23 protein-coding genes and 3 pseudogenes are annotated in these 26431 nt (G+C 41.7%); 11 read left to right on the plus strand and 15 right to left on the minus strand.

What is annotated here, in order from left to right; translation table 11 throughout:
• Nucleotides 1-6: 6 nt before the first annotated feature.
• A pseudogene (locus AC5JMF_RS28765) lies at nucleotides 7-165 on the plus strand (Uma2 family endonuclease); the annotation flags it as partial.
• A gap of 2 nt (nucleotides 166-167) precedes the next feature.
• Here AC5JMF_RS28765 and AC5JMF_RS28770 read toward each other — a convergent pair.
• The 6 genes and pseudogenes from AC5JMF_RS28770 to AC5JMF_RS28795 all read right to left on the minus strand — a co-directional run bounded on the left by AC5JMF_RS28770 (nucleotide 168) and on the right by AC5JMF_RS28795 (nucleotide 5125).
• Nucleotides 168-503, minus strand: a complete 336-nt coding sequence (locus AC5JMF_RS28770; RefSeq protein ID WP_495799121.1) for a XisI protein — start codon at nucleotides 501-503, stop codon at nucleotides 168-170.
• The gene (locus AC5JMF_RS28775; protein ID WP_495799122.1) at nucleotides 491-910 is read right to left on the minus strand and encodes a XisH family protein; all 420 of its coding nucleotides are present in this window, start codon (nucleotides 908-910) and stop codon (nucleotides 491-493) included. Before AC5JMF_RS28775 ends, AC5JMF_RS28770 begins: the two co-directional genes overlap by 13 nt.
• Before the next feature lie 132 nt (nucleotides 911-1042).
• Nucleotides 1043-3265: an O-linked N-acetylglucosamine transferase, SPINDLY family protein gene (locus AC5JMF_RS28780; RefSeq protein ID WP_495799123.1), complete on the minus strand. Its 2223-nt coding sequence runs from the start codon at nucleotides 3263-3265 to the stop codon at nucleotides 1043-1045.
• Between the two features lie 165 nt (nucleotides 3266-3430).
• A complete protein-coding gene (locus AC5JMF_RS28785; protein WP_495799124.1) occupies nucleotides 3431-3979 on the minus strand; it encodes a type IV pilin-like G/H family protein in 549 nt (182 codons plus the stop codon).
• A gap of 247 nt (nucleotides 3980-4226) precedes the next feature.
• Nucleotides 4227-4536, minus strand: a pseudogene (locus AC5JMF_RS28790) (Uma2 family endonuclease); the annotation flags it as partial.
• A gap of 31 nt (nucleotides 4537-4567) precedes the next feature.
• Nucleotides 4568-5125, minus strand: a complete 558-nt coding sequence (locus AC5JMF_RS28795; protein ID WP_495799125.1) for a Uma2 family endonuclease — start codon at nucleotides 5123-5125, stop codon at nucleotides 4568-4570.
• Between the two features lie 119 nt (nucleotides 5126-5244).
• Here AC5JMF_RS28795 and AC5JMF_RS28800 point away from each other — a divergent pair.
• The 3 genes and pseudogenes from AC5JMF_RS28800 to AC5JMF_RS28810 form a co-directional block, all read left to right on the plus strand.
• A pseudogene (locus AC5JMF_RS28800) lies at nucleotides 5245-5427 on the plus strand (glutaredoxin family protein); the annotation flags it as partial.
• 311 nt (nucleotides 5428-5738) lie between these two features.
• Nucleotides 5739-7229, plus strand: a complete 1491-nt coding sequence (locus AC5JMF_RS28805) for a UDP-N-acetylmuramoyl-L-alanyl-D-glutamate--2,6-diaminopimelate ligase (RefSeq protein ID WP_495799126.1) — start codon at nucleotides 5739-5741, stop codon at nucleotides 7227-7229.
• Between the two features lie 222 nt (nucleotides 7230-7451).
• Nucleotides 7452-8918, plus strand: a complete 1467-nt coding sequence (locus AC5JMF_RS28810) for a DICT sensory domain-containing protein (RefSeq protein ID WP_495799170.1) — start codon at nucleotides 7452-7454, stop codon at nucleotides 8916-8918.
• A gap of 379 nt (nucleotides 8919-9297) precedes the next feature.
• Here the strand turns inward: AC5JMF_RS28810 and AC5JMF_RS28815 are convergent, their stop codons facing one another.
• The 4 genes from AC5JMF_RS28815 to AC5JMF_RS28830 all read right to left on the minus strand — a co-directional run bounded on the left by AC5JMF_RS28815 (nucleotide 9298) and on the right by AC5JMF_RS28830 (nucleotide 12814).
• The gene (locus AC5JMF_RS28815; protein ID WP_495799127.1) at nucleotides 9298-9918 is read right to left on the minus strand and encodes a HEAT repeat domain-containing protein; all 621 of its coding nucleotides are present in this window, start codon (nucleotides 9916-9918) and stop codon (nucleotides 9298-9300) included.
• Nucleotides 9919-10044: 126 nt separating this feature from the next.
• Entirely contained in the window at nucleotides 10045-10395 is a 351-nt protein-coding gene (locus AC5JMF_RS28820; RefSeq protein WP_495799128.1) for a hypothetical protein, read from the minus strand.
• A gap of 58 nt (nucleotides 10396-10453) precedes the next feature.
• Nucleotides 10454-10975 (minus strand): hypothetical protein, encoded by a 522-nt coding sequence (locus AC5JMF_RS28825; RefSeq protein ID WP_495799129.1) that lies wholly within the window; start codon nucleotides 10973-10975, stop codon nucleotides 10454-10456.
• 294 nt (nucleotides 10976-11269) lie between these two features.
• Nucleotides 11270-12814: a sensor histidine kinase gene (locus AC5JMF_RS28830; RefSeq protein ID WP_495799130.1), complete on the minus strand. Its 1545-nt coding sequence runs from the start codon at nucleotides 12812-12814 to the stop codon at nucleotides 11270-11272.
• Between the two features lie 368 nt (nucleotides 12815-13182).
• Here AC5JMF_RS28830 and AC5JMF_RS28835 point away from each other — a divergent pair, with 368 nt between their 5' ends.
• Complete coding sequence (locus AC5JMF_RS28835) at nucleotides 13183-13794, plus strand: DUF1269 domain-containing protein (RefSeq protein ID WP_495799131.1); 612 nt, start codon at nucleotides 13183-13185, stop codon at nucleotides 13792-13794.
• A gap of 66 nt (nucleotides 13795-13860) precedes the next feature.
• Here the strand turns inward: AC5JMF_RS28835 and glcD are convergent, their stop codons facing one another.
• On the minus strand, nucleotides 13861-15333 hold the full coding sequence (glcD, locus tag AC5JMF_RS28840; RefSeq protein ID WP_495799132.1) for a glycolate oxidase subunit GlcD: 1473 nt from the start codon (nucleotides 15331-15333) through the stop codon (nucleotides 13861-13863).
• A 66-nt stretch (nucleotides 15334-15399) separates the two neighbouring features.
• Here glcD and AC5JMF_RS28845 point away from each other — a divergent pair, with 66 nt between their 5' ends.
• Together AC5JMF_RS28845 and AC5JMF_RS28850 are read left to right on the plus strand one after the other, a co-directional pair.
• The gene (locus AC5JMF_RS28845; RefSeq protein WP_495799133.1) at nucleotides 15400-15546 is read left to right on the plus strand and encodes a hypothetical protein; all 147 of its coding nucleotides are present in this window, start codon (nucleotides 15400-15402) and stop codon (nucleotides 15544-15546) included.
• A 46-nt stretch (nucleotides 15547-15592) separates the two neighbouring features.
• Entirely contained in the window at nucleotides 15593-16300 is a 708-nt protein-coding gene (locus AC5JMF_RS28850) for a Uma2 family endonuclease (protein ID WP_495799134.1), read from the plus strand.
• A 174-nt stretch (nucleotides 16301-16474) separates the two neighbouring features.
• Here the strand turns inward: AC5JMF_RS28850 and miaA are convergent, their stop codons facing one another.
• Entirely contained in the window at nucleotides 16475-17380 is a 906-nt protein-coding gene (miaA, locus tag AC5JMF_RS28855; RefSeq protein WP_495799135.1) for a tRNA (adenosine(37)-N6)-dimethylallyltransferase MiaA, read from the minus strand.
• 249 nt (nucleotides 17381-17629) lie between these two features.
• Here miaA and gyrB point away from each other — a divergent pair, with 249 nt between their 5' ends.
• The 4 genes from gyrB to AC5JMF_RS28875 all read left to right on the plus strand — a co-directional run bounded on the left by gyrB (nucleotide 17630) and on the right by AC5JMF_RS28875 (nucleotide 22743).
• Nucleotides 17630-19570 (plus strand): DNA topoisomerase (ATP-hydrolyzing) subunit B, encoded by a 1941-nt coding sequence (gyrB, locus tag AC5JMF_RS28860; protein ID WP_495799136.1) that lies wholly within the window; start codon nucleotides 17630-17632, stop codon nucleotides 19568-19570.
• A 90-nt stretch (nucleotides 19571-19660) separates the two neighbouring features.
• Nucleotides 19661-19903 carry a fasciclin domain-containing protein gene (locus AC5JMF_RS28865; RefSeq protein ID WP_495799171.1) on the plus strand — a complete coding sequence of 81 codons (243 nt, stop codon included), beginning with the start codon at nucleotides 19661-19663 and terminating at the stop codon, nucleotides 19901-19903.
• 1391 nt (nucleotides 19904-21294) lie between these two features.
• Nucleotides 21295-22467: an RNA polymerase sigma factor RpoD gene (gene rpoD, locus AC5JMF_RS28870; protein ID WP_495799137.1), complete on the plus strand. Its 1173-nt coding sequence runs from the start codon at nucleotides 21295-21297 to the stop codon at nucleotides 22465-22467.
• An 87-nt stretch (nucleotides 22468-22554) separates the two neighbouring features.
• Entirely contained in the window at nucleotides 22555-22743 is a 189-nt protein-coding gene (locus AC5JMF_RS28875) for a ClpX C4-type zinc finger protein (protein WP_495799138.1), read from the plus strand.
• Nucleotides 22744-22834: 91 nt separating this feature from the next.
• Here the strand turns inward: AC5JMF_RS28875 and AC5JMF_RS28880 are convergent, their stop codons facing one another.
• From AC5JMF_RS28880 to gyrA, 3 genes are all read right to left on the minus strand, one after another.
• Nucleotides 22835-23020, minus strand: a complete 186-nt coding sequence (locus AC5JMF_RS28880) for a high light inducible protein (RefSeq protein WP_495799139.1) — start codon at nucleotides 23018-23020, stop codon at nucleotides 22835-22837.
• Nucleotides 23021-23270: 250 nt separating this feature from the next.
• Nucleotides 23271-23741, minus strand: a complete 471-nt coding sequence (locus AC5JMF_RS28885; protein ID WP_495799140.1) for a GNAT family N-acetyltransferase — start codon at nucleotides 23739-23741, stop codon at nucleotides 23271-23273.
• Complete coding sequence (gene gyrA, locus AC5JMF_RS28890; RefSeq protein WP_495799141.1) at nucleotides 23741-26248, minus strand: DNA gyrase subunit A; 2508 nt, start codon at nucleotides 26246-26248, stop codon at nucleotides 23741-23743. Before gyrA ends, AC5JMF_RS28885 begins: the two co-directional genes overlap by 1 nt.
• Nucleotides 26249-26431: the final 183 nt, after the last annotated feature.

Here is a 26431-nt window from a genome sequence, read left to right on the forward strand (position 1 = left end):
AACTGTATGAATGCTGAAGTCAAGCTAGGTTGGCTTATAGACAGAAAAACACGTCTTGTCGAAATTTATTGACAAGGACAACTAAAAGAAGTATTAGAGTCTCCAACAAGTTTATCTGGAGAAGACCTATTAGTTGATTTTACTTTAGACTTACAAATTATCTGAAATTAACCCACTGCATATTCTGTAAATTTCCTCATAAAAGGAGACTGAAAACCTAGCACAATATCTTCTTTAGGTACTCCCATATTAACTAAATCTGCTGCAACATCATCCTCTGTGCCATTCCATTGGAGCCAAACTTTTTCACCTTTAATATCTATATGGATGATACAACTATGTACCCAATCCTGTCCCTCCCAGCCTACATGGACTATTTGATAATGGTCACGTTCTGTGTCAAAAATATTTTCAACTTCTATATTTCCATTAGCGGGTTTTTGCTTAGTATATTCCTTTAATATCTGCTGTATAATCTGGCGATATCGAGCTAATTTCTCCATTTGACAATTACCTCTTGTTCTATATCATAAATAATCATTTTGACTGTATTCTCTTCGAGCATGGCTTGAGGAAAATCAAGTTGAAAAAATGTTTTGTAAGTTGTTAAAGGTACTGCTAAATATAAAACACGCTCTGGCTGTCGTCGTTTTAATGCACCTCTATAGTTGATAAACTGTCCTAATGCTGTATGAAATTCTGAGATTGCAGATGAATTCTCCAAAAAACTTTTAACTTCAACAGCAATTTTTTCTCCTTCCCGTTCTGCCGCAATCAGTCTTTCTGCCGCTAAATCAATAGATACATTCACGCCACCTACGCTAATTGAGAGTGGGTCATGAGTAATATACCAACCATCCTTCCGTAAAGCTGTTTTAACAACTTCATGGAAAATATCTTTAGCAGACATATCTAGCCATAATTATATTTCTTATTTTTATATTACGATGCTTTCTGCTGACACATTACCTTACTTCTGCAAGTAAACAAGCTAAGTCTTATCCCTTTCCTAAAAAACATTTCTGTTTCTCCATATTCATTTTTAACTGTCACTAATATACTTATGCCACATTTGCTCGTAAGCGTTCTCCATTTCACGAGTAAATTGTTTGCCATTCCATAAAGGCGCAGTTTGCCGCGATGCTTTTAGCTTAAAAGCCACTTGTTGTCTTAAAGCAGCATTTTTCCCTAAACGCACACCCCATTCTACATATTCTTCATCTGTCCAAGCAATGCCTTCTGTAACGCCTGCATTCATCATCATGGTGTAGCTATTACGCGCAGCGAATTGTTCGCCTACTCGCGTCACCATAGGAATACACATCCACAATGTTTCTAGGGTTGTTGTAGCTCCATTGTAGGGATAGGTATCTAATACTATATCGACAATACCTAAATTAGCTCGGTGAATTGATTCAGACATAACGATGGGAAGAAATCGCAGTTTTGAATAATTTATACCTTCTTCTTCTGTTAATTCTTCAAAAAAGTTTTTAATAGATTCTTCGTCAGATATTCCTTTAATTAATAAGTAGCTATTAGGAACCTCTTTAAGAATCTTCAATTGCAGTCTGGTAATATCTGGGTGTCGCTTAAAGCCTCTTTGTCCACAGAAATAGACTACTGCATCATCAGGAATATCTAATTGATCACGACGGACTGTAGGCACACTCACTTCAAAACCATCTACACCTATATAGGTTTGAGGTAAACGCCAAATTTTTTCTTTGTAGTATTCTGGCGCTGAGTCTGGTAAAACATAGGGGTCAGCAATAAAATAATCTACTGCTGGAATTCCTGAAGCATCCCAACCCAACCAAGTAACTTGAACAGGTGCAGGTTTGAGAGATATAACATCACAGGTAGTATCTAGAGTAATACTATCCAAATCAATTAAAATATCAATTTCATCCTGATAAATTTCTTCAGCAAGTTGCAAAGACTCATTTGATTTGTAAATCTTATCAACTTTGGTAAGATACCATTCATGCAAAGGGTCGCAGACCGGATTGGTATTAATAAAATAACCATTAACTTGAAATTTATCTCGGTCATGATGCTGAAATAACCATCGCGCTAGCCAACCTACAGAATGACTCCTCAAGCAATGTGATAGATATCCTATCTTTAATTGTTTTGCCGACTTAATGTGTTTTTTTCTTTCTAAATTACCTTGAAAATATCGATTTATTGTTTCTTGTTCATTCTGAACTATATTTGCTTGGCAAAGCTGCATTAACTGATTTTGAATACTACGGTTTTTTAAAGGGTCGTCCTCAATATATGGAGTGAAGAAATTAGCATTAAATAATCTGGATATTTTAGCTGTATCAAGTTGTGTAGATTTTTCATCTATGAGCAATTTTACCAATGATTCTTGCTTTTTATGCACAGAGCAAGATTCTTCCCAATGTCCACCTGCTGTCATTAATCCACGGAGAATTTGACGATTAGCAAAAACTTGATCAGCTAATTCCTGTACTAGTGAAAAGAATAATTTAGCAGTTTCTATACCTTTTTCATATTCAGCCGCATTTTGATAAAAACTAGCTAAATGACCGATAACTTCTGTATTCTGAGGACTTATTTTTAAATAAAGCTCACATAACTGTACTGCAATACCAAATTGCTTTTGAGAATAACCAATTTCTAAGGCAGCAGGCAATAAAGTAATTAGTAAAGCTTGTGTGTTGTTTTTGCAATATGGTAAACAAGCTTCGACAAAATCTAGGGTTGAGGGATGAGCTGGTGCATAATCTAAAACGGTATTCAGAGCTTCCATCAAAAGTTTTAAGTTAACTTCGACCCTTGACTCAGATTTGAGAATTTCAATTATCCCTAGTTCTTGTAAATTTTGACCTGTATAAATTTCTAACTTGATAGCTAGTTGTAGTAGATGCAATAGATTGTGAATATCTTGAGGAAAAATTTCTTTAATATTTTGGCGAATTTTCTCAGCTGTAAAATATTCTTCTAACTTTTCCTGGCGTTGAGCTTCTGTTTGTAAAACCTCAACTAATTCGGTATTCCAAACTTCAACTTGTTCTGGCTCTCCTGCCATTATTGCCATTAACCAAGTTGTTTGGGCTTCTACATCTTGCCCTTGCAAGAGTAACATTAATCCTAAATACCAATAGTATGATTTAACATCAGGCTCTATGGTAATTGCTTCTTCATAAAGACTAGCAGCTTGGTTGTAATTTCCTGCTAGTAAATATTTTTCAGTACGCAGATGCCATTGGCTTGAGGAGGTTAAAGAGAGCATAGTTAAATTTCAAATATTAGGGAGATGTGAGAAAGTTGTCAGATAGATAATCTCAATTTCAGGAAATTGCAAAAATTGGGCAATGTTTAAAAACATTACCCAATTAAACAAAACTTTTGATGCGATGCTGCTCACACTTATGAGCAGCAAAACTCTTGTATTTTTTTACCTAGACAGAGAAACATAACCTGTCGAGTCACAAACTGAAGAAAATGTACTGATTGGATCTACAGACTGAGAAGGAGCTTTCGACTCACAAGCTATTGCTACTGTTAATGCCTCAGAAGTAGCACTATCTCCTAGTTGCGTACCTACTAATCCATAATAAGATTTAAGTGCAGCTTTACTAGCTATTCCTCTAAATTGTGCAACACTAGCGACACTACCACTGCCATTAGCAGTTTTGATATCATAAGTGTAATTATCAGATGGTGTTTTAATTCCTACTTGTAATTCAGAAAGGTCAGTGGCAAACCTTTGATATTCTAGGAAGAAGGCTTGTTGAGAACGGTTAGCTGTACCAGTGTAGTTTCTTGCTTCTGATTGCTTGGCTTTGTTAACTTGACCTAATAGTGAAGGCAGCGCGATCGCAGCTAATACACCGATAATAATTACTACAACCAGTAGTTCAATTAGTGTAAAACCTTCTTCGTTCTTATTCTTACGATTGCTGAGGTGATTTAGAAATTTGGCTTGTAATTCTGGCTTAAGCATGATGGGTCTCTCCGGTAAATTCGGGATGTAAAAGTGACTTGCTGAGTTCTAGATGTAACTTACCCACTCTCTAATGCTGACCTATCACCCCGGTAAAAAATCTTTCTAGCTTATGTTTATCTACGTAATTACCGAAACAATAAAAGATTGTATAATCCAAAATTATTGCACTCAAAAATGTCACAAACATAACTAAGCCCCTGATCAACACCAAGGGCTAAATTTGCAATTTCATTGTCAGAGTAACTTATTCAAATTCAGGTGGCCATAGTTCTAATACTGCCAGTTCCCAACCTGGTAGCAAGTCAGGTAATGCAAGTGTGTCGCCATTCTGCAATATTGCTTAACCGATAAACCGTAACTGTCAATTTATCAGGGTCAATCAGCATACCGACTACAGACCCAAGTTGCAAGAATAGCTGAATCTTTTCTTCAAGTGGTTTGATTCTGTCTGTTTTAGATTTAACCTTAACCATTAAGTCGGGAACCATCTCTACAAAGTTGCGTTTGGTCTTCTTCAATCGGTCAGCCTTTACAAAAGATACATCAGGCGATCGCTCCTATAATCAGAAAATAAAATCAGCCTTGTTAAGGAATTCCTGCTTGTTGAAAAATTTGTTGTGGTGTAATTTGCAATCCTTCAAGTAAGGAATCTTCTAAACTATCTACATCACTTTTTGTTTGAGGTGGTGCATCAGGATAAAAAATAGTCACTGTTTTAGATTTTGGATCTACAACCCAAACTCTCATTACGCCTGCATTGAGATAGTCTGTGGCTTTGGCGCTCATTTCTCCGAAGCTTTGATCAAAAGAGATAATTTTAATCACTAAGTCTGGAGGTATCGAACAAGCTTCGTCCTCAATGACATCACTCTTGAATCGAGAGTAGGAAACATAAAGTAAATCTGGCACTGGTACCCAATCTCGACCTTTACGTTTTGAAGTGACTGCCCACTCGATACCAACTTCACCGCGATTTTGCGCCCACGGTGTTACAAGTGTATAAATTGTGCCTATTAGCCTGGAATGAAATCTTTTTGGTGCCATTTTGGGTTTGAGCTGGCCATCGACTAATTCGTAGGTGATATCCCCGTCTGGTAGGGCAAGAAATTCTTGTAGCGTGATTTGAGATTTAACTTGAGTCATGGTCGCTTCGCTCCAATTTAAAATTAGCAACCTTATAACTAGAATTATGCATATTATTATGACTTGCAAGGATGATATGTATTAGGTCTTTTGAACATGGCAGTATTGGTCTTGAGAAAATGCAGTTAATTTTATACAGTAAACCTGGATGTCATTTGTGCGAAGGGTTGCAGGAAAAGCTAGAAAAAATTATTGAGATGGGAAGTTTTGAGTCTCTAGGGTTAGAAGTTAGAGATATTACGACTCGTGAAGATTGGTTTCAAATGTATCAGTATGAGGTGCCTGTAGTTTATTTATCGAACCGCCCTTCTCCTGTCGGAGACGCTACGCGAACGGGTGACGCTCCTAAGGTCGCTAACGCTACGCTAACACCAGTCCCCCAGACGCTCGATGACTCGCTAACGCTGCGCTATCGTGACGGAAACCGCCAAGACGGGGGCTGGACTCACCAAGGCACGGAGGACGCCAAGGAGGAGGTGAGGGAAATACTTTTGCCGCGTCCTTCTCCGCGTGCTAGCGTGCAACAGTTGGAGCAAATGCTATGTAAATATATCCAAGAATAAAAAAATAATGCAGAATAGGCGCAAGAGAAGCGTGTGACGAGGTTCACAAGATGAAATTGCGGGAATTACTAGCAGTAGTAGACAGTGTTGAGCAATTGCCTAACCAGTTGGCTTTGGCAGATACGGAAGTTAAGGGTTTGAAGACGAATTCCCATGCTTGTGGTGTGGGAGATTTATTTATTGGGATGCCAGGAACACGGGTAGATGGTGGAGAATTTTGGCAAAGTGCGATCGCATCCGGTGCTGTAGCGGCGATCGTTTCTCCTGATGCCATCCAAAAACATCCTCCCACATCTGAGGCTGTTGTGGTCAGCGCCAGTAACATGACTAAAGCTTGTGCCCAGATTGCATCTGCTTTTTACGATTATCCAGGGCGAAAACTCCAACTGGTGGGGGTAACTGGAACTAATGGCAAAACTACAACTACTCACTTAATTGAATTTCTGCTTAACAAAGCCAATCAATCTACAGCTTTGATGGGAACTCTTTATACTCGTTGGGCTGGTTTTGAACAAACTGCTATTCACACTACGCCGTTTGCTGTGGAACTACAACAGCAACTAGCGGAGGCTGTGAGTGCTGGTTGTGAGTTTGGGGTGATGGAAGTCAGTTCTCATGCTTTGGCACAGGGCCGAATTTTCGGATGTGAGTTTGAGGTGGGGGTGTTTAGCAATCTCACCCAAGACCATTTGGATTATCACCACAACATGGAAGATTATTTTCATGCCAAAGCGCTGTTGTTTAGTCCTGACTATCTTAAAGGACGGGCAATCATTAATGCTGATGACTCTTACGGCAAGCGATTGATTGCATCTTTAGATTCAGAACGGGTTTGGAGTTACAGCGTCAATGATGCCAGTGCTGATTTATGGATGAGTGACTTGAATTATCAACCTCATGGTGTCAGCGGTAAATTGCATACACCAAAAGGTGATGTAGCTTTTCGCTCACCCCTGGTAGGGCAGTATAATCTAGAAAATCTCTTAGCGGCGGTAGGAGCAGTTTTACACTTAGGGCTAGATTTGCAGTTAGTAGCATCTGTGATACCTGAGTTTCCGGGAGTTCCCGGACGCATGGAACGGGTACAAATTAGTTCTGAGCAAAATATCAGCGTGATTGTAGATTATGCTCATACCCCGGATAGTTTGGAGAACTTGCTCAAAGCTGCACGTCCGTTTATTCCTGGTAGGATGATCTGCGTGTTTGGGTGTGGTGGCGATCGCGATCGCACCAAACGCCCGAAAATGGGTAAAATCGCCGCCGAATTAGCTGATGTAGCAGTTGTCACATCAGATAATCCCCGCACAGAAAACCCAGAACGAATTTTAGAGGACATTTTAGCAGGAATACCCACAACAATACAGCCGATTGTGATCGGCGATCGCGCTACCGCCATTCGTACCGCCATCCTCCAAGCACAACCCGGTGATGGCGTATTACTTGCCGGCAAAGGTCACGAAGACTACCAAATTCTTGGTACCGAAAAAATCCACTTCGACGACCGAGAACATGCGCGTGATGCCCTACAGGCTAAGGGTTAGGAGTGAGGGGGTAACAATTCAAAATTCAAAAATGAGGGGGACGCGGGGACGCGGGGACGCGGAGAATAAACAATGACAAATGACTATTCCCAATTCCCCATTCCCAATTCCCCATGTGTATTTACATGGATATTTTGGAAAAAATACACACATACAGGTGAAAATCTAAATCAGCACCTTTCTTGCTTCATCCTTCTCTATGTTCCTTATTTTGCTGGAATCATGAATTTTACTCTGGCTAAGGATCTGTCAATTTATCAGTTGGCTTTGGGAGTGCAAGCGCCTCCTCAACCACTGTCTGTCAGTCTTCCTACTCTGCTATCGCTGCTGAGAGTTCATATTGATTTACTCATTGAACAGCAGATTGCAGCAACTTTGTGGGTGAAGCTACCACCAGAAAAAATTTGGCAATCAGAACTAACACGCTATAAACTCTCAGTTGGTGTGTCTAGCCTGATTTATAGTTGTCAAGTTGAAGAAACTCAGAAAGAGGAAGATAAGGAAGCGGTAGAGGATCAACAAGCAAGGGAAGAAAATACTTCCTCATCTGCTTTATCCCCTTCATCTCTTCCTTATGTCCACATTCTTTTACCACAACAAAGTCAATTACAGCGGGAATACTTTTTGATGGTGTTGTCGCCACAATTTAGCAGTTTAATTTTAGCTCATCGGCCGTCGAAAAAAAATAAAAACCAACCCGTTGAAGAGGGAAATAATCAAACCCAAAAATTGCTGATGCTTACGACCGTTGATGGCAGAATAATTCAGCAAGTACTAAATGGTATGCAACAAGCAACTGTACCAGCGGCATCCCCAATCGTACCTGCTGATTTTATTTGCCCTAGTGCGCCAGAACCAGCATTAATAACTCAATTGTTAGCAAAACAACTCCAGCGACAAGACGAAATTAATCGTCAAATCATGACCGCACGGATTACTAAATTGGAGCAAAAAAATCAAGACTTACAAAATAAAGAGCAAATCAAAGATGAGTACTTAAAAAATGTCTGTCAGGAACTGCGTACACCCATAACCCACATGAAGACAGCGCTCTCGTTGTTGAATTCTCCTAATCTTAAACCCCCACAGCGACAGCGTTATTTACAGATGCTAAATACTCAGTGCGATCGCCAAAATTCTTTGATTACGGGTTTATTGGATTTAGTACAGTTAGAGCGTAGTTTAGATGAGACAACCTTAGAGTCAGTACGTCTTTGCGATATTGTACCTGGAGTAGTCAGCACTTACCAACCTGTAGCTCAAGAAAAAGGAATTATGCTAGCCTACACTGTACCCACAGAACTTCCTGCCGTTCAGTGTATCAGTGGCGGACTGCGGCAAATTGTCATTAATTTATTGCACAACAGTATTAAATTTACCCCTAACGGTGGTCAAGTATGGGTGCGTGCCCGCGTTCATGGCGATTATGTTCAATTGGAATTTCGCGACACGGGCATAGGCATTGCCGAAAACGAAATTCCCAAAATTTTTGACCGCTTTTACCGAGTACGTACAGGTGTAACAGAAGATCATGGCGGTGCTGGCTTGGGATTAACCATAGTACAGCAGGTACTTTTACGTTGTGGTGGTTCTATTTTTGTTAAGAGTAAACTACATGAAGGCTCTAGTTTTACAGTGCAATTGCCAAGTATTAAAGACACTCAAGGAGCGACAATGAATAATTCGTAATTCGTAATTCGTAATGACGCTCGTACCTCGCTACCGCTGACGCTCGAGGACTCGCTACCGCTTCGCTAACGCTAACGCTAACGTAATTCGTAATTAAGAGGATGTTTTAAAAGTTTTGGGTGAATATAATTCGCTACTACACAAGCGAAGTCCACCTCCGTAGAAAACACGGAGGTGGGTTTTGTCTGTATAGTCGCGATTTCTAATCGCCGGGGTTAGTATTAATTTAGACTTTTCAAACAACCTCTAAGAACGCAACACAACCATTGTGGAGGTTGTTCTAAGTTGATATGGCTTGATCGTGAAAGCTTACTGAGGGATAACCGCTCCCATGCTCCCATTGAAGTAAGTCCTGTAAATGTCTAGACTTTTTTAGGGTTTATATAGCAGTTTTCCAAACACACAGAACTTCTGCTGCTGCGGTACGCACCTTTGCTGAAGTATCATTCAGTCGAGCAAGAAGCTGGTGAAATAAATTGGTCATCCCATTGTTGATACGTTTTTGAAGACTCATTTGTATATATCTGGCATTATGAGCGATCGCCGGCTTCAAAGCTAAGATTGTGGCAATTCGGACATTTTCGTCTGGGTCGTTGAGTAGCTGCTGCTCTAAATTTATACCCCAGTACAGAGGATTGAAGTATGACGGATTGACGGATGTATTGGCAGTTTCGACGGCAAAAATGCGGAGTTGAGGGTCGGTTGAATTGGCAAGTGCATCGAGAATGGGGCGGCTTTGTTCTCCAAGCTGGAGCAGCAATTTTTTAGATCTGCCTTTGCTGATTCGTTCAGGATCAGAGATCGCTTCCACACAACAAGCAATTTCTGCGGTGGTTGGCTCAGAAGCTTTGAACAAACTTTTGAGTTGTTCGGCTGCATACGTAGCGTATGACTTCGGCCAATAAGTACCCATCGCACCCTCTTCGAGATATTCTTCCTCGCTATCCAGTGCAGTCTTGAGGTCGTAACGGATGTCAGAAAGCCTTTGATCAGGATTCATAGTCATCTCCCTGGTTTTACTCGCTTAGGATTCGTGTAAAAATAAGTTGAACAATTTAATATTTGTAGTGCGGGCATCTTGCCCGCGCGAGCAAGATGCTCGCACTACTTATTTTTACTTGATGCCTTAGCGATTCTCTAACGTGGGTAATGTGAAAAGTGGATAACAAAACAGCTCGTTTGTCGTTGTCGCTGCCTCAATAGCCAGTTCGGCATCAAATAACTTTCGCTCTAGGATTTTGTACCATAATGCTTGTCCACCCTGGGCTTCAGTTGGAATGACATAACTTTCTGGTCGCTCGTCTGTGAAGATATAAATGACATCCGACTCTGACCAGTCTCCAGTCTGAAAGCAGACCCGGATAATTCGCTCCCATTGAATCGTCTCTTGCCAAGCGATACCGTTTGGTGGATTCACTTGCAACGCGATCGCACTGTCATCAAAGCCAACAGCATACCATTCACATAAAGAGGACATTTTGCGATTCCTTTTTTAATTACGAATTATGAATTACGAATTACGAATTATTGAGTAATCAGTTCTTGACGAGCCATAGCAGCCACCGCCACAACCACCCCAGTATTCCCAAGATTGTGATCTCCTTTGGTATTTCTTCTGCTCTTTGCCCCGCCCCTACAACATGGTGAAGATGCAGTTCTGTAGCAATGCCTGCTGGCACATGAGCCGTGATCGGTAACGGGGAGTGTTCTCCAAGCAGCAAGCTATCAATGAGAAACATCACCAATCTTTCATCGTAGCGATCGTCAATTCCAGAATACTGGCTGGTATCGCGATTGACGAAGGCATCGCCTACTACGTATATTGTGTCATCTCTGATGAAACTGAGTCGATAAATACAATATCCTGTCCAACTTCGATGCATGTAAAGGGTATCCCCCTCAACGAAGATAAACCACTTATCTTCCATACGCTCTGGAATCAAGCCACGGCAGATAAGTTCATACTCCTGCTCTGTAAATTCTCGTTGTAGGGAAAGCGCAGAGCGTTGAGCAGGCATAGGCTGAAGGTTAGACCAGGACTGACGTGTGGCTGACATTTCGTTGTGCTTCAATTCAAGAACAGCTAACTTGTCAAGAATAGCCAACGACACAAGTCAGCGATGGTAGATAACTCCAAACTACCACTAGTCGTTTTGTTGATACAGAGTGAGGTGGCGATCGCCTGTGGTTTTACTCACCAAAATCTGTACCTTCATTTCAAAGCAATAATCTGTCAGTAGACTTCTTGCAAAAGTCCATCCCCATTACAAAATTTAATTACGAATTACGTTAGCGTTAGCGAGTCCTCAAGCGTCAGCGGTAGCGAGTCCTCGAGCGTCATTACGAATTACTTAATTGTTAACTTCTAAAGGTAGGAAAATAGTTAATACCTCACCATTGTGTGGACGTTGACGTACAATCAACTTCCCACCGATCGCTTGAAATAGATGCTTGGTTGCAGAGATATTTAAACTAATCGTACCTGTTTCTGGTTGGAACATCAGTAATTGACCAAGGGCTTTGCGAATTGGTGTTGCAGATGTGGACGTTTTGCTTGTGTCTTTGCAGTGAGGCTGGGGCGATAACTGTAACTTGAGTTGATCGCCTGCTGGGATAACCTGGACTTGAATGTGGCTACCAGAGGGTAAACTGCGGGTAAAATTCTCCATCAAACCCGTTAATACCCGATCTAGCATAGTGGGGTTGCTCACTACCGTGGGCAGTTGTTGAGGTAAAACAACATCCAGCGTCAGGTTCCGCCGCTGTGCTGCTTGCTGCCAACGAGGAATGCTTTGTTGCAACACTTGATCTAAAGACATCGGTGTGAGTTGAGTTTTTGAAGATTTAACAGCAGCGCTAGTTTCCAGTTCCGCCGCTTTAAACAGCAACTCCATGCGATCAATTTGCTCGGTACACTCGTGATCGATAATTTCTAAACGACTAATCACATTTGCAGGCAAATCTCTTCGTTTCAGGAGTAGGCGAGTCATAGTCCGAATCGTTGTTAGAGGAGTGCGAACTTCGTGAGCAAAAGCTTGGAGTAATTCTACATCGGGTACTGAGGATTGGGCTTCTCCTGTCGCAGACGCTTCACGTAGCTTGCTTCCCCGTAGGGGTACAACTTCGCTCAGCTCATGGAGAATTGGGGAACAAACAGAGTAACTAGCAGTAGTAGGTGATAGAACATAATTCTCTGCTCCCTGCTCCCTGTTTCCTTCCGCTCTACCTCTTCCTAGTCCCCAATCCCCAGTCCCTAGTCCCCAGTCCTCTGATACTTCCTCAAGGAGTAGTCGGCTAAACTGCATGACTATACGGTAATCTGGTGCTACTGGACAATAATTTTGTATTAATGTATCCAGTTCAGCAAAATATTCTGGGTTAGTTAGTATAACGCGTGCGCCAAGCGATCGCCATGCTTGCTGAACTACTTCCGGCTCAAAGGAAAATGAAAATACTTTTTTACCGTTCTTGTGTTCTGCTAAAACTAGCACTAATCTAAATTTATTTGTGAACACCAAGCAAAACTGTTCAGACGCCAGAGGATCGGCAGGTAGTAAAGGCAGTACCGACTCTTGGGGAATATCATCTGCTGTAGCGATCGCTGTTGGCATCTGAAAAGGCATCAGTGCCAACGGGTTAAATGGTTTGGCTGTAAAAGTTACTGTTTGTAAACTTTGAGTTAGTTCTGGCTGACTAAATAATGGTGCTGGTGCAGTTAAGACTAACCCCTGAGTTGTATCGGCTGAATCAGTTGCTAAAGTATTCAGTAGCAGATGCTCTGTAGCTGCCAGACTTACACGCCACTGTCGCTCTGCTTTGACAGGTAAACATTCAGTCACACTTGCTTGACTTTCAGCTAAAATTTCGCTCAAACTTGGCAATATCCATTCGTACACAGGTTTTTACCCCTTAATTGAAGAGCGACTAACAGCATTTAAGGTAGGCATTTTGCTACTAATACGAGGTTATAGTTATTTGTGTACTAGTGACAGGCGTAGAACCGAACATTTTAGGGGCAATTTCCCCTGATATCGGGGGAAGACGCGGGGACGCGGAGAAACTTTCATTTACACTCCTCGCGTTCTCTTAATTCCCAATTTCCAATTTCTACTAACCAGTTTCTCACATAAACCATCTACCGATAGATACATAGCTTACACCTGCGGTCGATGAAAGTTAAACAAATTTAGACGCAAATAGTAAAGAAGGAAAAGTATTTATTTTGTGCTTTCTTGATTGTTTTCTCTAAACAAAGGCGAAAAAAATGGTTGTGAGCGATCGTCAGCGAGCAGTTGGCTTATTTTCTCAACGTAGTGATGTAGAGTATGTACTCTCCGCGCTCAAAGATGCTAGTTTTCCGATGGATAGAGTTTCTGTAATTGCTAAGAATCGTGATGTTTCCTCACCAGAGTTCACTAATCCAGCCGATGAAAAAGCTGCTACTGGAGCCGTTACAGGTACTGTATTAGGAGGTATAACTGGTTTAATTGTGGGTTTAAGTACCTTAGCGATTCCTGGTGTAGGGCCGATACTATTCGCTGGTGAAATAGCCTCTACCCTGGCTACAACCGCTGCTGGTGCCGGTATTGGCGCAGCGGCTGGTGGGTTGTTGGGTGGGCTGACGGGTTTAGAAATGTCTGAAGAACAAGCCAGAGTTTACAATGAGGGATTATCCCGTGGTGATTATTTAGTAATTATCAAAGGTACCAATGAAGAAGTACGACGTGCTGAAACTATTTTGAGAAATCGGGATATTCAGCAGTTTAGTATTTTTGACTCACCCAATGCTGCTGAAATTAATCACAATAACCCTGCTAGGACAGCTGAAAATAACTCACCAGTAACTATTATTGATCGCCGCGATACCACTATTTAGACCAATAGGTTTTGATAAGTAGAAACATGCCATGGCGCGTCTCTACTTATCTGGCATTTTTATTGCTTAAAATCTTTCTACTCCTTCAAACTGCTTGACACTTAATGCATTTGCTGATTCACCACAAGTCCGTGGAGTAGGAAATATCTTTTCTGGGTTTGCCAAACCTTTGGGATTAAATACTTGCCGCACCCATTGCATAGTTTCTAAATCAGCAGGGCTAAACATATTTGGCATGTAGCACTTTTTATCGGCACCAATGCCGTGTTCACCAGAAATACTGCCACCGACTTTTACACAAAGTTTGAGAATTTCTCCACCAACTTCTTCGACTTTTTCTAATGCCCCAGGTACAGAATTGTCAAAAAGAATTAGGGGGTGAAGATTGCCATCGCCAGCATGAAAAACATTAGCGATCGCATAACCATATTTTTGACTGAGATTTTCAATTTCTTGCAGAACATAAGGTAATTGAGTCCGAGGAATAACACCATCTTGCACATAATAATCTGGACTCAAATGTCCCGCAGCTGCAAACGCAGCTTTGCGTCCTTTCCACAATTTCAATCTAGTTTCTGGATCACTAGCACTGGTGATATTACGCGCTCCATTTTCTTTACAAATTTTAGTAATACGTTGTTTATTGACGGCAACTTCTACTTCTAAGCCATCGATTTCTACTAATAAAATCGCAGTCGCATCGCGGGGATAACAATTAGTTGCAACAACATCTTCAACAGCATTAATGCTAATGTTATCCATCATTTCCATACCACCAGGAATAATCCCAGCGCTGATGATATCCGAAACACTCGCTCCAGCAGCTTCAATACTAGTAAAATCTGCCAACAGTACGCAAATTGATTCTGCGCTTCTGAGAATTCGCAAAGTAATTTCTGTCGCAATACCTAAAGTCCCTTCAGAACCTACGAAAATACCTGTTAAGTCATAACCCGGCATTTCCGGTATTTGTCCACCCAAATCAACAATTTCTCCTTCAGGTGTGACAATTTTCAATCCTAAAACGTGGTTAGTAGTAACACCATATTTCAGACAATGTACTCCACCAGAATTTTCGGCAATGTTGCCCCCAATAGAACAAATAATCTGACTAGAGGGGTCGGGTGCGTAGTAAAATCCAGCACCACTAACAGTTTGTGTTACCCAACTATTAATTACTCCTGGTTGGACTATAACACGCTGATTGTCCAAATCAACATTCAGGATTTGCCGCATCAAGGAAGTCACAATTAAAACAGAATCTTCTAATGGCAACGCACCGCCAGATAAGCCAGTACCAGAACCACGGGCGATGAAAGGGACAGAATATTGGTTGCATATTTTTACCACTTGGGCAACTTGTTCTGTAGTTCTAGGTAACACCACCACAGCTGGACGTTGGCGATAGCTAGTTAAACCATCACATTCGTAAGTAATTAATTCTTCACGACGTTGCACTACACCATTTTTGCCAAGTACAGCCTCGAATGCTTTAATTATTGGTTGCCAGTTGCGTTGTTTTTTATCTTGGGTAAGCATAGTTTTTTATAGTTAAGGTAGATGATCACAAATTTCTGAAATCCAGTACAAGTAAGGGATTAATTTTTGTTTGCGTCTGTCATAGTTTTGTTACAGGTATGGTTAATCATTGTGATTACTATTGTCGCATTATCTCGACTTTGCTACTATGCCATGACTAGGCGATCGCATCCTTTGATTTCCCACTCAATCAGACTCTCAAGTAATAAATAAATTTAAACTAATATAAAAATAACGCCCTCAAATACTGGATAAAATCATGGTTGAGCAACTTTTAATCAATGATGATGATTACTATGTACCAGATGCCAACCAGCTAGTCACCGAAGACGATACACCTGTGGACAATTTTGCATCTGAAAAACAACAACGTCTGTTAGTTGGTTCTCTTTACAGTTCTTTAAAAAACCAGATATTTTTAGCAGCAGCTAATGTTGGTGTTTATCATGCAGACGAACAGCCTGCAATTGTGCCTGATATTTTTCTCAGCTTAGATGTCCAAGCGCCTGAAAATTGGTGGGCAAAACAAAATCGTTGTTATATGGTTTGGCGGTTTGGCAAACCTCCAGAAGTTGTCATCGAAATTGTTTCTAATCAAGAAGGTGATGAACTAGGAAAAAAACTGCAAATTTATGAACACATGCGCGCTAGTTACTATATCGTATATGACCCAAATCAGCAATTAGGAGAAAAAGTACTGCGTGTCTATGAACTTAGGGGAAGACGCTACTTTGAAACTTCGGAAACTTGGTTAGAACAAGTTGGTTTGGGTATAACTCTGTGGCAAGGTGAATTTGAAGGCAGGCAAGATACTTGGTTGCGCTGGTGCTACCAAGATAATACTGTTTTGTCAACTGGAGATGAACGTGCCGAACAGGAACGCCAGCGTGCCGAACAGGCAGAACAACGTACCCAATTACTCGCACAAAGATTACGAGCTATGGGCATTGATCCCGATACTCTTTAATTACGAATTACGTTAGCGTAGCGGTAGCGAGTCCTCGATAGCGTTAGCGTAAAGCCTACGGCATAGCTTCGCTTAGAGCGACATAGGAGCGTCGCGTCATTACGAATTATTTAAAACACTTATCAAGACGCAAATAACTTTTTACCTTTGCGTCTTGGCGTGAGCAAAAAATTGTCATGCGCTAGGGCAACCGATAAACTCATTTATTCTTTGCCAAACTTGATTTAATAAATCAGAATTATCTGCATCAAACCACTCAATTTGTGGATATGCTCGAAACCAAGTACGCTGTCGCTTAGCAAATTGCCGTGTATGTAAAACGATTAATTCTTTTGCCTGATTTAAAGAAATATCCCCTGCTAAATATTGCTTGATTTCTTGATAACCCAAGGTATTTAATAAAGGCAAATCAGCACCATATTCTTGGTAAATATATTCCACCTCAGCAACTAAACCATTTGCTATCATTTGCTCAGTGCGCTTGTGAATAAGCTCGCCTAACTTGGCAACATCACAATCCAAGCCAATTTGCAAAATTGGGTAATTTGGTGGATTTTCCCCTTGCTGTTGAGAAATAGAATATCCCGTTACATAAAATACCTCCAACGCCCGCAAAGTCCGCACAGAATCGTGAGGATGAATTTTTTGTGTTGCAACGGGATCAACTTGTTGTAACATTGCGTAGAGTTGAATTTGATCTAAAGATTCGAGTTGCGATCGCAATTCCATCTGTGGTGCAACTCTAGGGATCTTCATGCCTTGAACAATCGAACGTATGTATAAACCAGTACCCCCAACTAAAAACAGAGGCGACACAGGAATAGATGCGATTAAGGCTTGTGCTTGCTCTTGGTAGTCTGCTACCGTCATCGTGTCTCTAGGATCGCAGATATCTATTAAATAGTGCGGTACTAATTTTTGTTCAGTTATGGTTGGTTTTGCTGTACCAATATTAAACTTGCGGTACACTTGACGGGAATCAGCACTCAAAATCACACAACCCAACCGCATCGCCAAAGCCAAAGCCAACCCCGATTTCCCCGTCGCCGTTGCCCCACAAATCACAATTAGTTTAATCATTGGTCATTTGTTTAGTTATTAATGGTTATTTCCCTACTCCCTAACGCCACTTGACGGCAGTTGCTCCACTTGGGGAGACCCCAAGACCGCAGTGGCTCCTCCCTACTCCTCCACTCCAACCCCCACATAAACCTCCCATAAAATTGCCCTACAGACGCCACCAAGGCTTTTGTGCTACAATTTTGGAGTGATTTGACTTTTATTTGCCTTTGGGCGATTTTAACCCCACGACGCAGCAGGAGAATTTTCATGACGAGCAGTTACAGTGCCGATCAGATTCAAGTTCTGGAAGGTCTGGAAGCCGTCCGCAAACGACCAGGGATGTACATCGGTTCCACTGGCCCTAGAGGACTCCACCATTTAGTTTACGAGGTGGTAGACAATTCTATTGATGAGGCTTTAGCAGGTTACTGCACTCACATAGAAGTAGATCTCAACGCCGATGGTTCTGTAACCGTAACAGATGATGGTCGGGGCATTCCCACCGATACTCACTCGCGCACGGGGAAATCGGCTTTGGAAACTGTCTTAACCGTATTGCACGCTGGTGGTAAGTTTGGCGGCGGCGGCTACAAAGTTTCTGGAGGATTACACGGGGTTGGTATTTCCGTAGTTAACGCCCTATCTGAGATTGTAGAAGTTACTGTTTGGCGAGATAAAAAAGTTCATACCCAGCGTTATGAGCGGGGTGTCCCAGTTACTGAACTACAAGCCAAGCCTGACAAAGAAGCCAGAACCGGAACTTCAGTCACCTTCAAGCCAGATGTGCAAATCTTCACGACTGGTACTGAGTTTGATTACATTACTTTATCAAGTCGTCTCCGAGAATTAGCATATTTAAATGCTGGAGTCAAAATTACTTTTACAGACCATCGTCTAGAAGTACTCAAAAGCGATACGCCCAAGGTAGAATCCTATGAATACAAGGGTGGTATTCGCGAATATATTGCCTACATGAACCGCGAAAAGCAACCGCTGCATGAGGAAATTATTTATGTCCAAGGAGAACGCAACAACGTTCAAATAGAGGTATCTTTACAATGGTGTACTGACGCTTACACAGATAATGTGTTGGGCTTTGCCAATAATATTCGTACCGTTGATGGTGGAACGCACCTAGAAGGTTTGAAAGCGGTTCTGACTCGAACATTAAATGCGATCGCCCGCAAACGCAATAAAATCAAAGACAATGAACCCAACCTCAGCGGTGAACACGTCCGCGAAGGTTTGACAGCCGTTATTTCCGTCAAAGTCCCCGACCCAGAATTTGAAGGACAAACCAAGACTAAACTCGGTAACACTGAAGTTAGAGGGATTGTCGATTCTCTAGTGGGAGAAGTGCTTACCGAATACCTAGAATTTCACCCCGGCATTGCTGATTCTATTTTAGATAAAGCCATCCAAGCTTTCAAAGCCGCAGAAGCAGCTCGTCATGCACGAGAGTTAGTGCGGCGAAAATCAGTACTGGAATCTTCGCCATTACCTGGTAAATTGGCTGATTGTAGTTCTCGTGACCCCAGCGAATCAGAAATCTATATTGTAGAAGGCGACTCCGCAGGTGGGAGTGCCAAACAAGGACGCGATCGCCGCACTCAAGCTATTTTGCCCCTACGTGGTAAAATCCTTAACATTGAAAAAACCGACGACGCCAAAATCTACAAAAATAACGAGGTGCAAGCCTTAATTACAGCACTTGGTTTGGGTGTTAAGGGTGAAGAATTTGATGCTTCCCAACTCCGCTATCACCGCATAGTCATCATGACCGACGCCGATGTCGATGGGGCACACATTCGCACACTGCTGTTAACATTCTTTTATCGCTATCAGCGATCGCTCATCGAACAAGGCTTTATATATATTGCTTGTCCCCCACTATACAAATTAGAACGAGGACGTAGTGAACCAAAATATTGCTATGATGACCGCGAATTGCAACAAGAAATAGCCAAGTTTCCCAGCAACGCCAACTACAACATCCAGCGCTTCAAAGGCTTGGGTGAAATGATGCCTGTACAACTCTGGGAAACCACAATGGATCCAGCAAGGCGCACCCTCAAGCAAGTAGAAATTGAAGATGCCGCAGAAGCCGATCGCATTTTTACCATTTTAATGGGCGATCGTGTCGCACCTAGACGCGAATTTATCGAAACCTACGGTTCTAAACTCAACTTCACCGATTTAGACATTTAATATCAATACCTGATGAATTATGAGGTTGATAATAGGTAATGAGTAATTAGGTAAAAACCTTTTATCCATTACCTTTTTTGTCTTTCATACATCCCCGTACATAGCAAACTTCTTGCCTACCACGTCATACCTGGTCGAATTACCTCCAAACAATTGACATCTGGACAAGTCAAAACTCTTGAAGGTAGTTCCGCCAAAATAACGGTTGATAGCGCCGCAAATGCAATTACACTTAACAATGCTAGGGTAACTCAGCCTGATATCCCAGCCAGCAATGACCAGGTGATTCTGCCACCCAATTTTGCCGCCAGTCTCAACGCTACCCCAAAATAAACAAGCAGGGGAGTAAGGGAGAAAAATCACCCACCTTTCCCTGACACCCTTTGCACAAATATAGCTATATAAGCATTCATATAATTTGCATATTGTCAAGCTTTTAAACAATTAATTATTCAACCTAATTTTAGTTTCATCAATCTTGCCCACCAGTGATAAATGTATTTGTTATGCTTGGAGAGCAAAGCTCAATGTCATCTACCAAATGGCACTTAAGTGTGTATGCCTAGAATTTTTCACTTTCCTAAAAAAATAAAAAATACTGAAATACTAAGTACTAGTTTTTACAAAATCACGCGTAAAAACTTCAGGGTAAGTTTATAAACCAAGCCTCTAAATTATTTGTATTTAAAGTTGTGACTTTAATACTTATAGCTACAAAGCGGCTAAAAACTTGCTAATATCTTCATGTAATGCTGCATTAACGCTGATGATGTTGTATGTATCAAATGTACTTTTTTTCAGTAGGATAACATCAATAATCTCTACTGCCCAATTCTTTTTGTATTGATTAAAATATCGTTGTATACAATAAAAACAGTTTGTCAAGTTTCATAGGGTTGAAATCTCAACAGTGCGCTAATGTGTGAATAAGACTGGACTAGTTAAATCTCAACTGCTCTTTATTCAGACCGATGCTGCCATAGCCTCAGCTCCCTAGTTAAGGTGACTGGCACAGCAAAAGTTGACTGTCAACCATAGCAACTACCAACGCTTTTGTTGTATCTAAACAACGCTAAAGCAACGTTTTGCCCTATGGGCTGAATAATTTATGAAGGAAATGTAAAAATAAATGGATTAATAGTTCTTAGCTGAATTAACATAAAGTGCATGGGGTCTAGGTAATAAATGTTTTTTATAATACCTAAAATCATGCAAGTGCAGTTCTACCTTTTAATTTAATGACAACGCTGCCACAATTAGGGAAAGTTTGAGAAAAATTTAAGGGTACAACTACCGTTGCTAATGTCTTTTTGGTACAAGTGGCTTTAACCTACTTAATGACTTCATGATTAACACACCAAAAGAGTGCAATTTCTGTGAAACAGGCTACAATCGGAACAGTCTTTACAGGAAAATCTACTAGTACTCTTAATCTGTTTGTATGAAGTAATAATTTTTTCGATGTAAGACGAGTCTTTTTTGAGACCAATCAGCTAAAATTTGTGTGCAATAAACACATGAAGCCTTTACTAAAGTGAGCGAGTAACCTTAAGTGGTGGCTTACACTAAAGTAAGAAATACCTCATTCAAGAGGTACAAAACTTCCGAGAATATAATTAGCAAAAAAGCTAAAAACTTTGTTTTCGGTTGGTAATTAGCTCGCATATAAGAGCAGTAAACACATCTTGAGTAATTGATTCTGCAAGGAGCATGAGGAACGCGGCATGAACCAGGCTAACAACGTACTCGAAAGCATATATCAGCCTGACCTAGAAATGATAAATCAGCCTGAGCTCGAGTTGGAAGAACTCTTAATCGGAGATGAAGAGGACTTGCTGATTAGCGATGAAGGTGAAATTGATGAGTTTTTAGAGCCTCAGTCTGATGAGGACGACGCAAAGTCTGGAAAAGCCGCTAAATCGCGTCGTCGGACACAAAGCAAGAAAAAGCATTACACTGAAGACTCGATTCGGCTTTACTTACAAGAAATTGGTAGAATTCGGCTGTTGCGGGCAGACGAAGAAATTGAATTAGCGCGAAAAATCGCTGATTTACTTGAATTAGAAAGGGTGCGTGAAAGACTTTATGAGCAGTTAGAACGCGATCCTCAAGACAGTGAATGGGCGGAAGCGGTGCAGCTGCCTTTACCAGCTTTTCGTTATCGTCTGCATGTAGGTCGCAGGGCGAAAGATAAGATGGTGCAGTCCAACCTGCGACTTGTGGTTTCAATTGCTAAGAAGTACATGAATCGCGGCTTGTCCTTCCAAGACTTAATTCAAGAAGGCAGTTTAGGTTTGATTCGTGCTGCTGAAAAATTTGACCACGAAAAAGGTTATAAATTCTCTACATACGCTACATGGTGGATTCGTCAAGCAATTACACGAGCGATCGCTGATCAATCCCGCACCATCCGCCTACCAGTTCACCTCTACGAAACTATCTCGCGGATCAAGAAAACTACCAAGTTGCTGTCTCAAGAAATGGGGCGCAAACCTACCGAAGAAGAAATCGCTACTCGCATGGAAATGACCATCGAGAAATTGCGGTTCATTGCTAAATCCGCCCAGTTACCTATTTCATTAGAAACGCCTATTGGGAAAGAAGAAGACTCGCGCTTAGGCGATTTTATTGAGTCCGATGGCGAAACCCCAGAAGATCAAGTTTCTAAAAACCTGCTGCGTGAAGACCTAGAAAAAGTTCTCGACAGTCTCAGCCCCCGCGAACGCGATGTACTCCGACTCCGCTACGGCTTAGATGACGGTCGCATGAAGACCTTAGAGGAAATAGGACAAATTTTCAACGTCACCCGCGAACGGATTCGGCAAATTGAGGCGAAAGCACTCCGCAAGTTACGCCACCCAAATCGTAACAGCGTCCTCAAGGAATATATTCGGTAATCATTAATTTTAGTTGGTGGGGATATGCTCATGTCATGTTCTCACCAATTATTATTTTTACCGAATCGTTAAGATTAGGAGTTTGATGTGTCTGCTACTACAACTACCCCAAGTGTCAGTCAAAAAAAGCTTCACTGCTCTTTCTGCCGTAAAAGTAGCGAGGAAGTCAAATATTTAGTTGCTGGGCCAAACAATATACATATTTGTGAAGAGTGTGTTGACAAAGCCCGCAAAATTATAGAAGAAGCACAGCAAACGGTAAAAACTGAAAATTAAAAATTAATGCAAAGCAACCTTAAGTAAAAAACCTGGTAGTAGATAGTCACTCCAGGTTTTTCTGTTTATGGGTCATTTTGTATCCTAATGCTTATAAAATGCCCCAAAAATGTAGGAAGCCTTCACCAGAAAACAATTCAATCAAAGCTGCTGCTAAAAAGCCAATCATTGCTAGGCGACCGTTCCATATCTCTGCTTGGGGGGTAAAGCCCCAACGCCAAGCGTTACGATCCTCAACTACAGGTGTAGTTACTCTTGCAGTGGTTGCGTTTGTCATGGTTCGCACTCCCAAAAATGTTTGCTAAGTTTTATTGTCTTATGTAAATTAAATATAACAATTTTTTCATAAATGCAACAAGTTATTTGTAATTTTATTAACGGAGCTTGACTTAAAAATAAATAACTGATAAAAGCCAATATAAAACATCTACCCTGAGATAGACCTAGTGGATTGGGGACTGGGTAAGAGTGCCCCATTACAAAACTGAATTACGAATTACGAATTACTTAATGAGAGTTTATATCAATTATTTTAGCATAAAGAGAATTTCCATCTCTTTTGTTGTTGAGATAAACCCAAGCTTTTTATAGAGATATTGCCCATCTTCGGTGGCGTGAAGCCATAGGCGTCTGACCTCAGTTGTTTTGACAAAACTTAGAATTTCTTTTAATAGTGCTGTAGCAATTCCCTGTCTTCGCCATGCTGGAATTGTGTAGACATTCATTAAATAAGCTTCTAAACCTAAAAAATTGCCGTTGTAAGGGGGTCGTGTGAAAAATACTAAACCGCCAGTGGCAACAACTTGTTTATTTACCTCAGCTATCCAAGCAAGAAAATCATCCGATGGTATTTTTTGGGCCAAATAACTGCGGATTGCTGCTGCTAATGCTATGGTATCAGTCTCGTCTTTGATGTCCTCAACTTCACTGAGAAGTTCAAGGCGCAGTTGCACAAGCACCTCTAAGTCTTGGATTGTGGCTGGTCGCAAGTTGAACATTAACTTGATTGCGATCGCACATCAGCGACAGTGATAATTTTTTCATCACGGTTGAGTTGGATGATGCTTTCTCCCTTACCATCTCTGCCTAAAATCGGCACTGTTTCCACAAATAAGCGGACTACCCGCTCTTTATTAGTTACAAGAGCTACCTCACCATTCGCCATGACCATAGCTGCGAGGTTGTCGGTTTTGCTAACAAATTTGAGCGCTTGAATGCCGAAATTATCGCGGCTAGCTGGTTTTAACTGACTCACTGGCAAACGCTTGGCATATCCTTCTTCAGTCACTAGCAATAAATTATCTCCTGCACTCACAGCTAAACAGCCAACCATTTGCTGCTGTTTACCTAGTCTTAATGCTTGCAGTCCCATCGCAGTTCGCCCCATCACTGGCAATTCTTGGTCATTGACCGCAAACCTCAATAAGCGTCCACCGGAACTCGCTAAAATTAGGTGTTCTTTGGCAGTAGCAAACTGAGTAAATAACAATTCATCATCATCTTTGAGCTTCAAAATTGTGATACCGCGACGACTCAAGCCAGCAAATTCCTCCAAAGCCAAGCGCTTAATTCTTCCCTGCCTTGTCAAGAGAATCATTTGAGTAGTTTCTAAATCCTCTGGCAGTAAAAAGCGTCTAATCACAGCTTCTTGAGCGCCTTGAGCAGTATTACTAAGCATCGTTATCAGTGGTGTTCCTCGTGGCGAACGTCCAGTAGTTGGGGGAATATCGCCTACCTGAATTGGATAGACTTTACCACCACTGGTTAGTACGAACAGCTCCTTATCTGTGGCAGTTGACTCGCTCTGGATGATGAAGTCATGATCGTGTAAACCGTTTTCTGCTTTCGGTTTTTTCCCTGAAGCCTGAAGACGGCGCACATACCCACGCTGAGTAAATTCTAATACTACCTCTTCTGGTGGCTGTTCTGATTTTGGATCTGGAGTTGGAGACTTGGAGCGTTCCTCTTTTTCTGATCCTCTGCTTTTTTGCTCCTCTATCTTCTGCTCCTCGATAATTTTTGTCCGCCGTGAATCGCTGTATTTGCGCTTGAGCGATCGCAAATCTTTTTTCAGCCCCTTGAGTAATTCCCGGCGATCGCTGAGTAATCGCCGCAACAAATCGATTTGCTCGGTGAGTTGGGCAAACTCCTGCTGTAAGTTTTGTTGTTCTAAACTTGTCAGCCGGCGTAACGGCATAGACAGAATCGCATCCGCTTGGACTTCATTCAAATCAAGTCGGCTACAAAGAGTAATTTTTGCCGTACTCCCATCGGGAGAATGCCGCAAAATTTCAATTACCTCGTCTAAATGGGATAAAGCCTTCAGCAAACCTTCTACTATCTGCAACCGACTTTCCGCCTTGCCCAATTCATAACTGTAGCGACGATTGAGCGTCTGTTCTCGGAAATTTAAAAACTCTTGCAGCAATTGACGTAAGCTTAATTGGCGAGGTTGTCCATCCACCAAACACAACAAAATTGCCCCAAAGGTTGTTTGTAAGGCAGTTAAATGATATAAATGCCCAAGAATTTCTTGCGGATTGGTATCGCGTTTGAGTTCAATTACTACCCGCATCCCGTCGCGATCGCTTTCATCCCGAATATCAGAAATTCCTTGTAAGCGACCTTGATTGACTAAATCTGCTACTTTCTCAATCCAACCCGCTTTATTAACTTGATAAGGCAACTCTGTAACAATAATTGCTGTCCGCCGCTTACTCCCCCTCACAGGTGCAATCTCTTCGAGTTGGGCGACTCCCCGCAGCAAAATTCCGCCTTTACCTGTGGTGTAAGCCTCTCGTATTCCTGAGTCACCCACAATCTCACCACCAGTAGGAAAATCTGGCCCGGAAATTAACCCGAATAACTTTTCATCTGGTAAATCTGGCTGATCAATTAAAGCAATCAACCCATCAACTACTTCCCCTAAGTTGTGTGGGGGAATATTTGTCGCCATCCCCACCGCGATTCCAGTGCAGCCATTGAGCAGCAGGAACGGTAATTGAGCAGGTAGCACTGTTGGTTCTTGCTGAGAATTATCGAAGTTACCCGCAAATTCCACAGTTTCATCACCAATTTCCGTCAGCATTCCCTCGTGGCTGATGGCTGCAAGACGCGTTTCTGTGTAGCGCATCGCCGCTGGTGGATCATTATCAACGCTGCCAAAGTTACCATGTCCGGCAAGCAAAGGATAGCGGCTAGAAAATTCTTGCACCAGCCTCACCAAAGCATCATAAACTGCTTGATCACCGTGCGGATGATACTTACCGAGTACATCTCCCACCACACGGGCGCACTTACGATAAGGTCTATCTGGTGTTAAACCGAGTTCATGCATTGCGTATAAAATACGACGATGAACTGGTTTTAAGCCATCGCGCACGTCTGGTAATGCTCGCCCGACAATTACGCTCATGGCATATTCCAAGTACGACCGTTGCATCTCTGTATGCAAGGCTGTTGTAATTACCTGTCCCGTCGAGAGAAGGTTTAACTGTTTTGCCATGAGTTTTTTCCCTGAATTTCAATTACACAAAAACCGCCGAAAGTGGACACTGTAGCAAACACAGCATAACGGATGAAATGGGATTACTAACAAAATCTTGTTAGTCGCTAGCTAAGGAGCAGTAGTATTATCCTTGATGACGGGGATGCACATTGACGACTAAAAAGGAGGCAGCTAGCTTTT

This window comes from Desmonostoc vinosum, assembly GCF_059505385.1.

Bases quoted from the DNA above. Each gene is read 5' to 3' on its own strand.
- AC5JMF_RS28770 (WP_495799121.1), bottom strand. From the start codon at position 503: ATGGAGAAATTAGCTCGATATCGCCAGATTATACAGCAGATATTAAAG.
- AC5JMF_RS28775 (WP_495799122.1), bottom strand. From the start codon at position 910: ATGTCTGCTAAAGATATTTTCCATGAAGTTGTTAAAACAGCTTTACGG.
- AC5JMF_RS28780 (WP_495799123.1), bottom strand. From the start codon at position 3,265: ATGCTCTCTTTAACCTCCTCAAGCCAATGGCATCTGCGTACTGAAAAA.
- AC5JMF_RS28785 (WP_495799124.1), bottom strand. From the start codon at position 3,979: ATGCTTAAGCCAGAATTACAAGCCAAATTTCTAAATCACCTCAGCAAT.
- AC5JMF_RS28795 (WP_495799125.1), bottom strand. From the start codon at position 5,125: ATGACTCAAGTTAAATCTCAAATCACGCTACAAGAATTTCTTGCCCTA.
- AC5JMF_RS28805 (WP_495799126.1), top strand. From the start codon at position 5,739: ATGAAATTGCGGGAATTACTAGCAGTAGTAGACAGTGTTGAGCAATTG.
- AC5JMF_RS28810 (WP_495799170.1), top strand. From the start codon at position 7,452: ATGAATTTTACTCTGGCTAAGGATCTGTCAATTTATCAGTTGGCTTTG.
- AC5JMF_RS28815 (WP_495799127.1), bottom strand. From the start codon at position 9,918: ATGAATCCTGATCAAAGGCTTTCTGACATCCGTTACGACCTCAAGACT.
- AC5JMF_RS28820 (WP_495799128.1), bottom strand. From the start codon at position 10,395: ATGTCCTCTTTATGTGAATGGTATGCTGTTGGCTTTGATGACAGTGCG.
- AC5JMF_RS28825 (WP_495799129.1), bottom strand. From the start codon at position 10,975: ATGTCAGCCACACGTCAGTCCTGGTCTAACCTTCAGCCTATGCCTGCT.
- AC5JMF_RS28835 (WP_495799131.1), top strand. From the start codon at position 13,183: ATGGTTGTGAGCGATCGTCAGCGAGCAGTTGGCTTATTTTCTCAACGT.
- glcD (WP_495799132.1), bottom strand. From the start codon at position 15,333: ATGCTTACCCAAGATAAAAAACAACGCAACTGGCAACCAATAATTAAA.
- AC5JMF_RS28850 (WP_495799134.1), top strand. From the start codon at position 15,593: ATGGTTGAGCAACTTTTAATCAATGATGATGATTACTATGTACCAGAT.
- miaA (WP_495799135.1), bottom strand. From the start codon at position 17,380: ATGATTAAACTAATTGTGATTTGTGGGGCAACGGCGACGGGGAAATCG.
- gyrB (WP_495799136.1), top strand. From the start codon at position 17,630: ATGACGAGCAGTTACAGTGCCGATCAGATTCAAGTTCTGGAAGGTCTG.
- rpoD (WP_495799137.1), top strand. From the start codon at position 21,295: ATGAACCAGGCTAACAACGTACTCGAAAGCATATATCAGCCTGACCTA.
- AC5JMF_RS28880 (WP_495799139.1), bottom strand. From the start codon at position 23,020: ATGACAAACGCAACCACTGCAAGAGTAACTACACCTGTAGTTGAGGAT.
- AC5JMF_RS28885 (WP_495799140.1), bottom strand. From the start codon at position 23,741: ATGTTCAACTTGCGACCAGCCACAATCCAAGACTTAGAGGTGCTTGTG.
- gyrA (WP_495799141.1), bottom strand. From the start codon at position 26,248: ATGGCAAAACAGTTAAACCTTCTCTCGACGGGACAGGTAATTACAACA.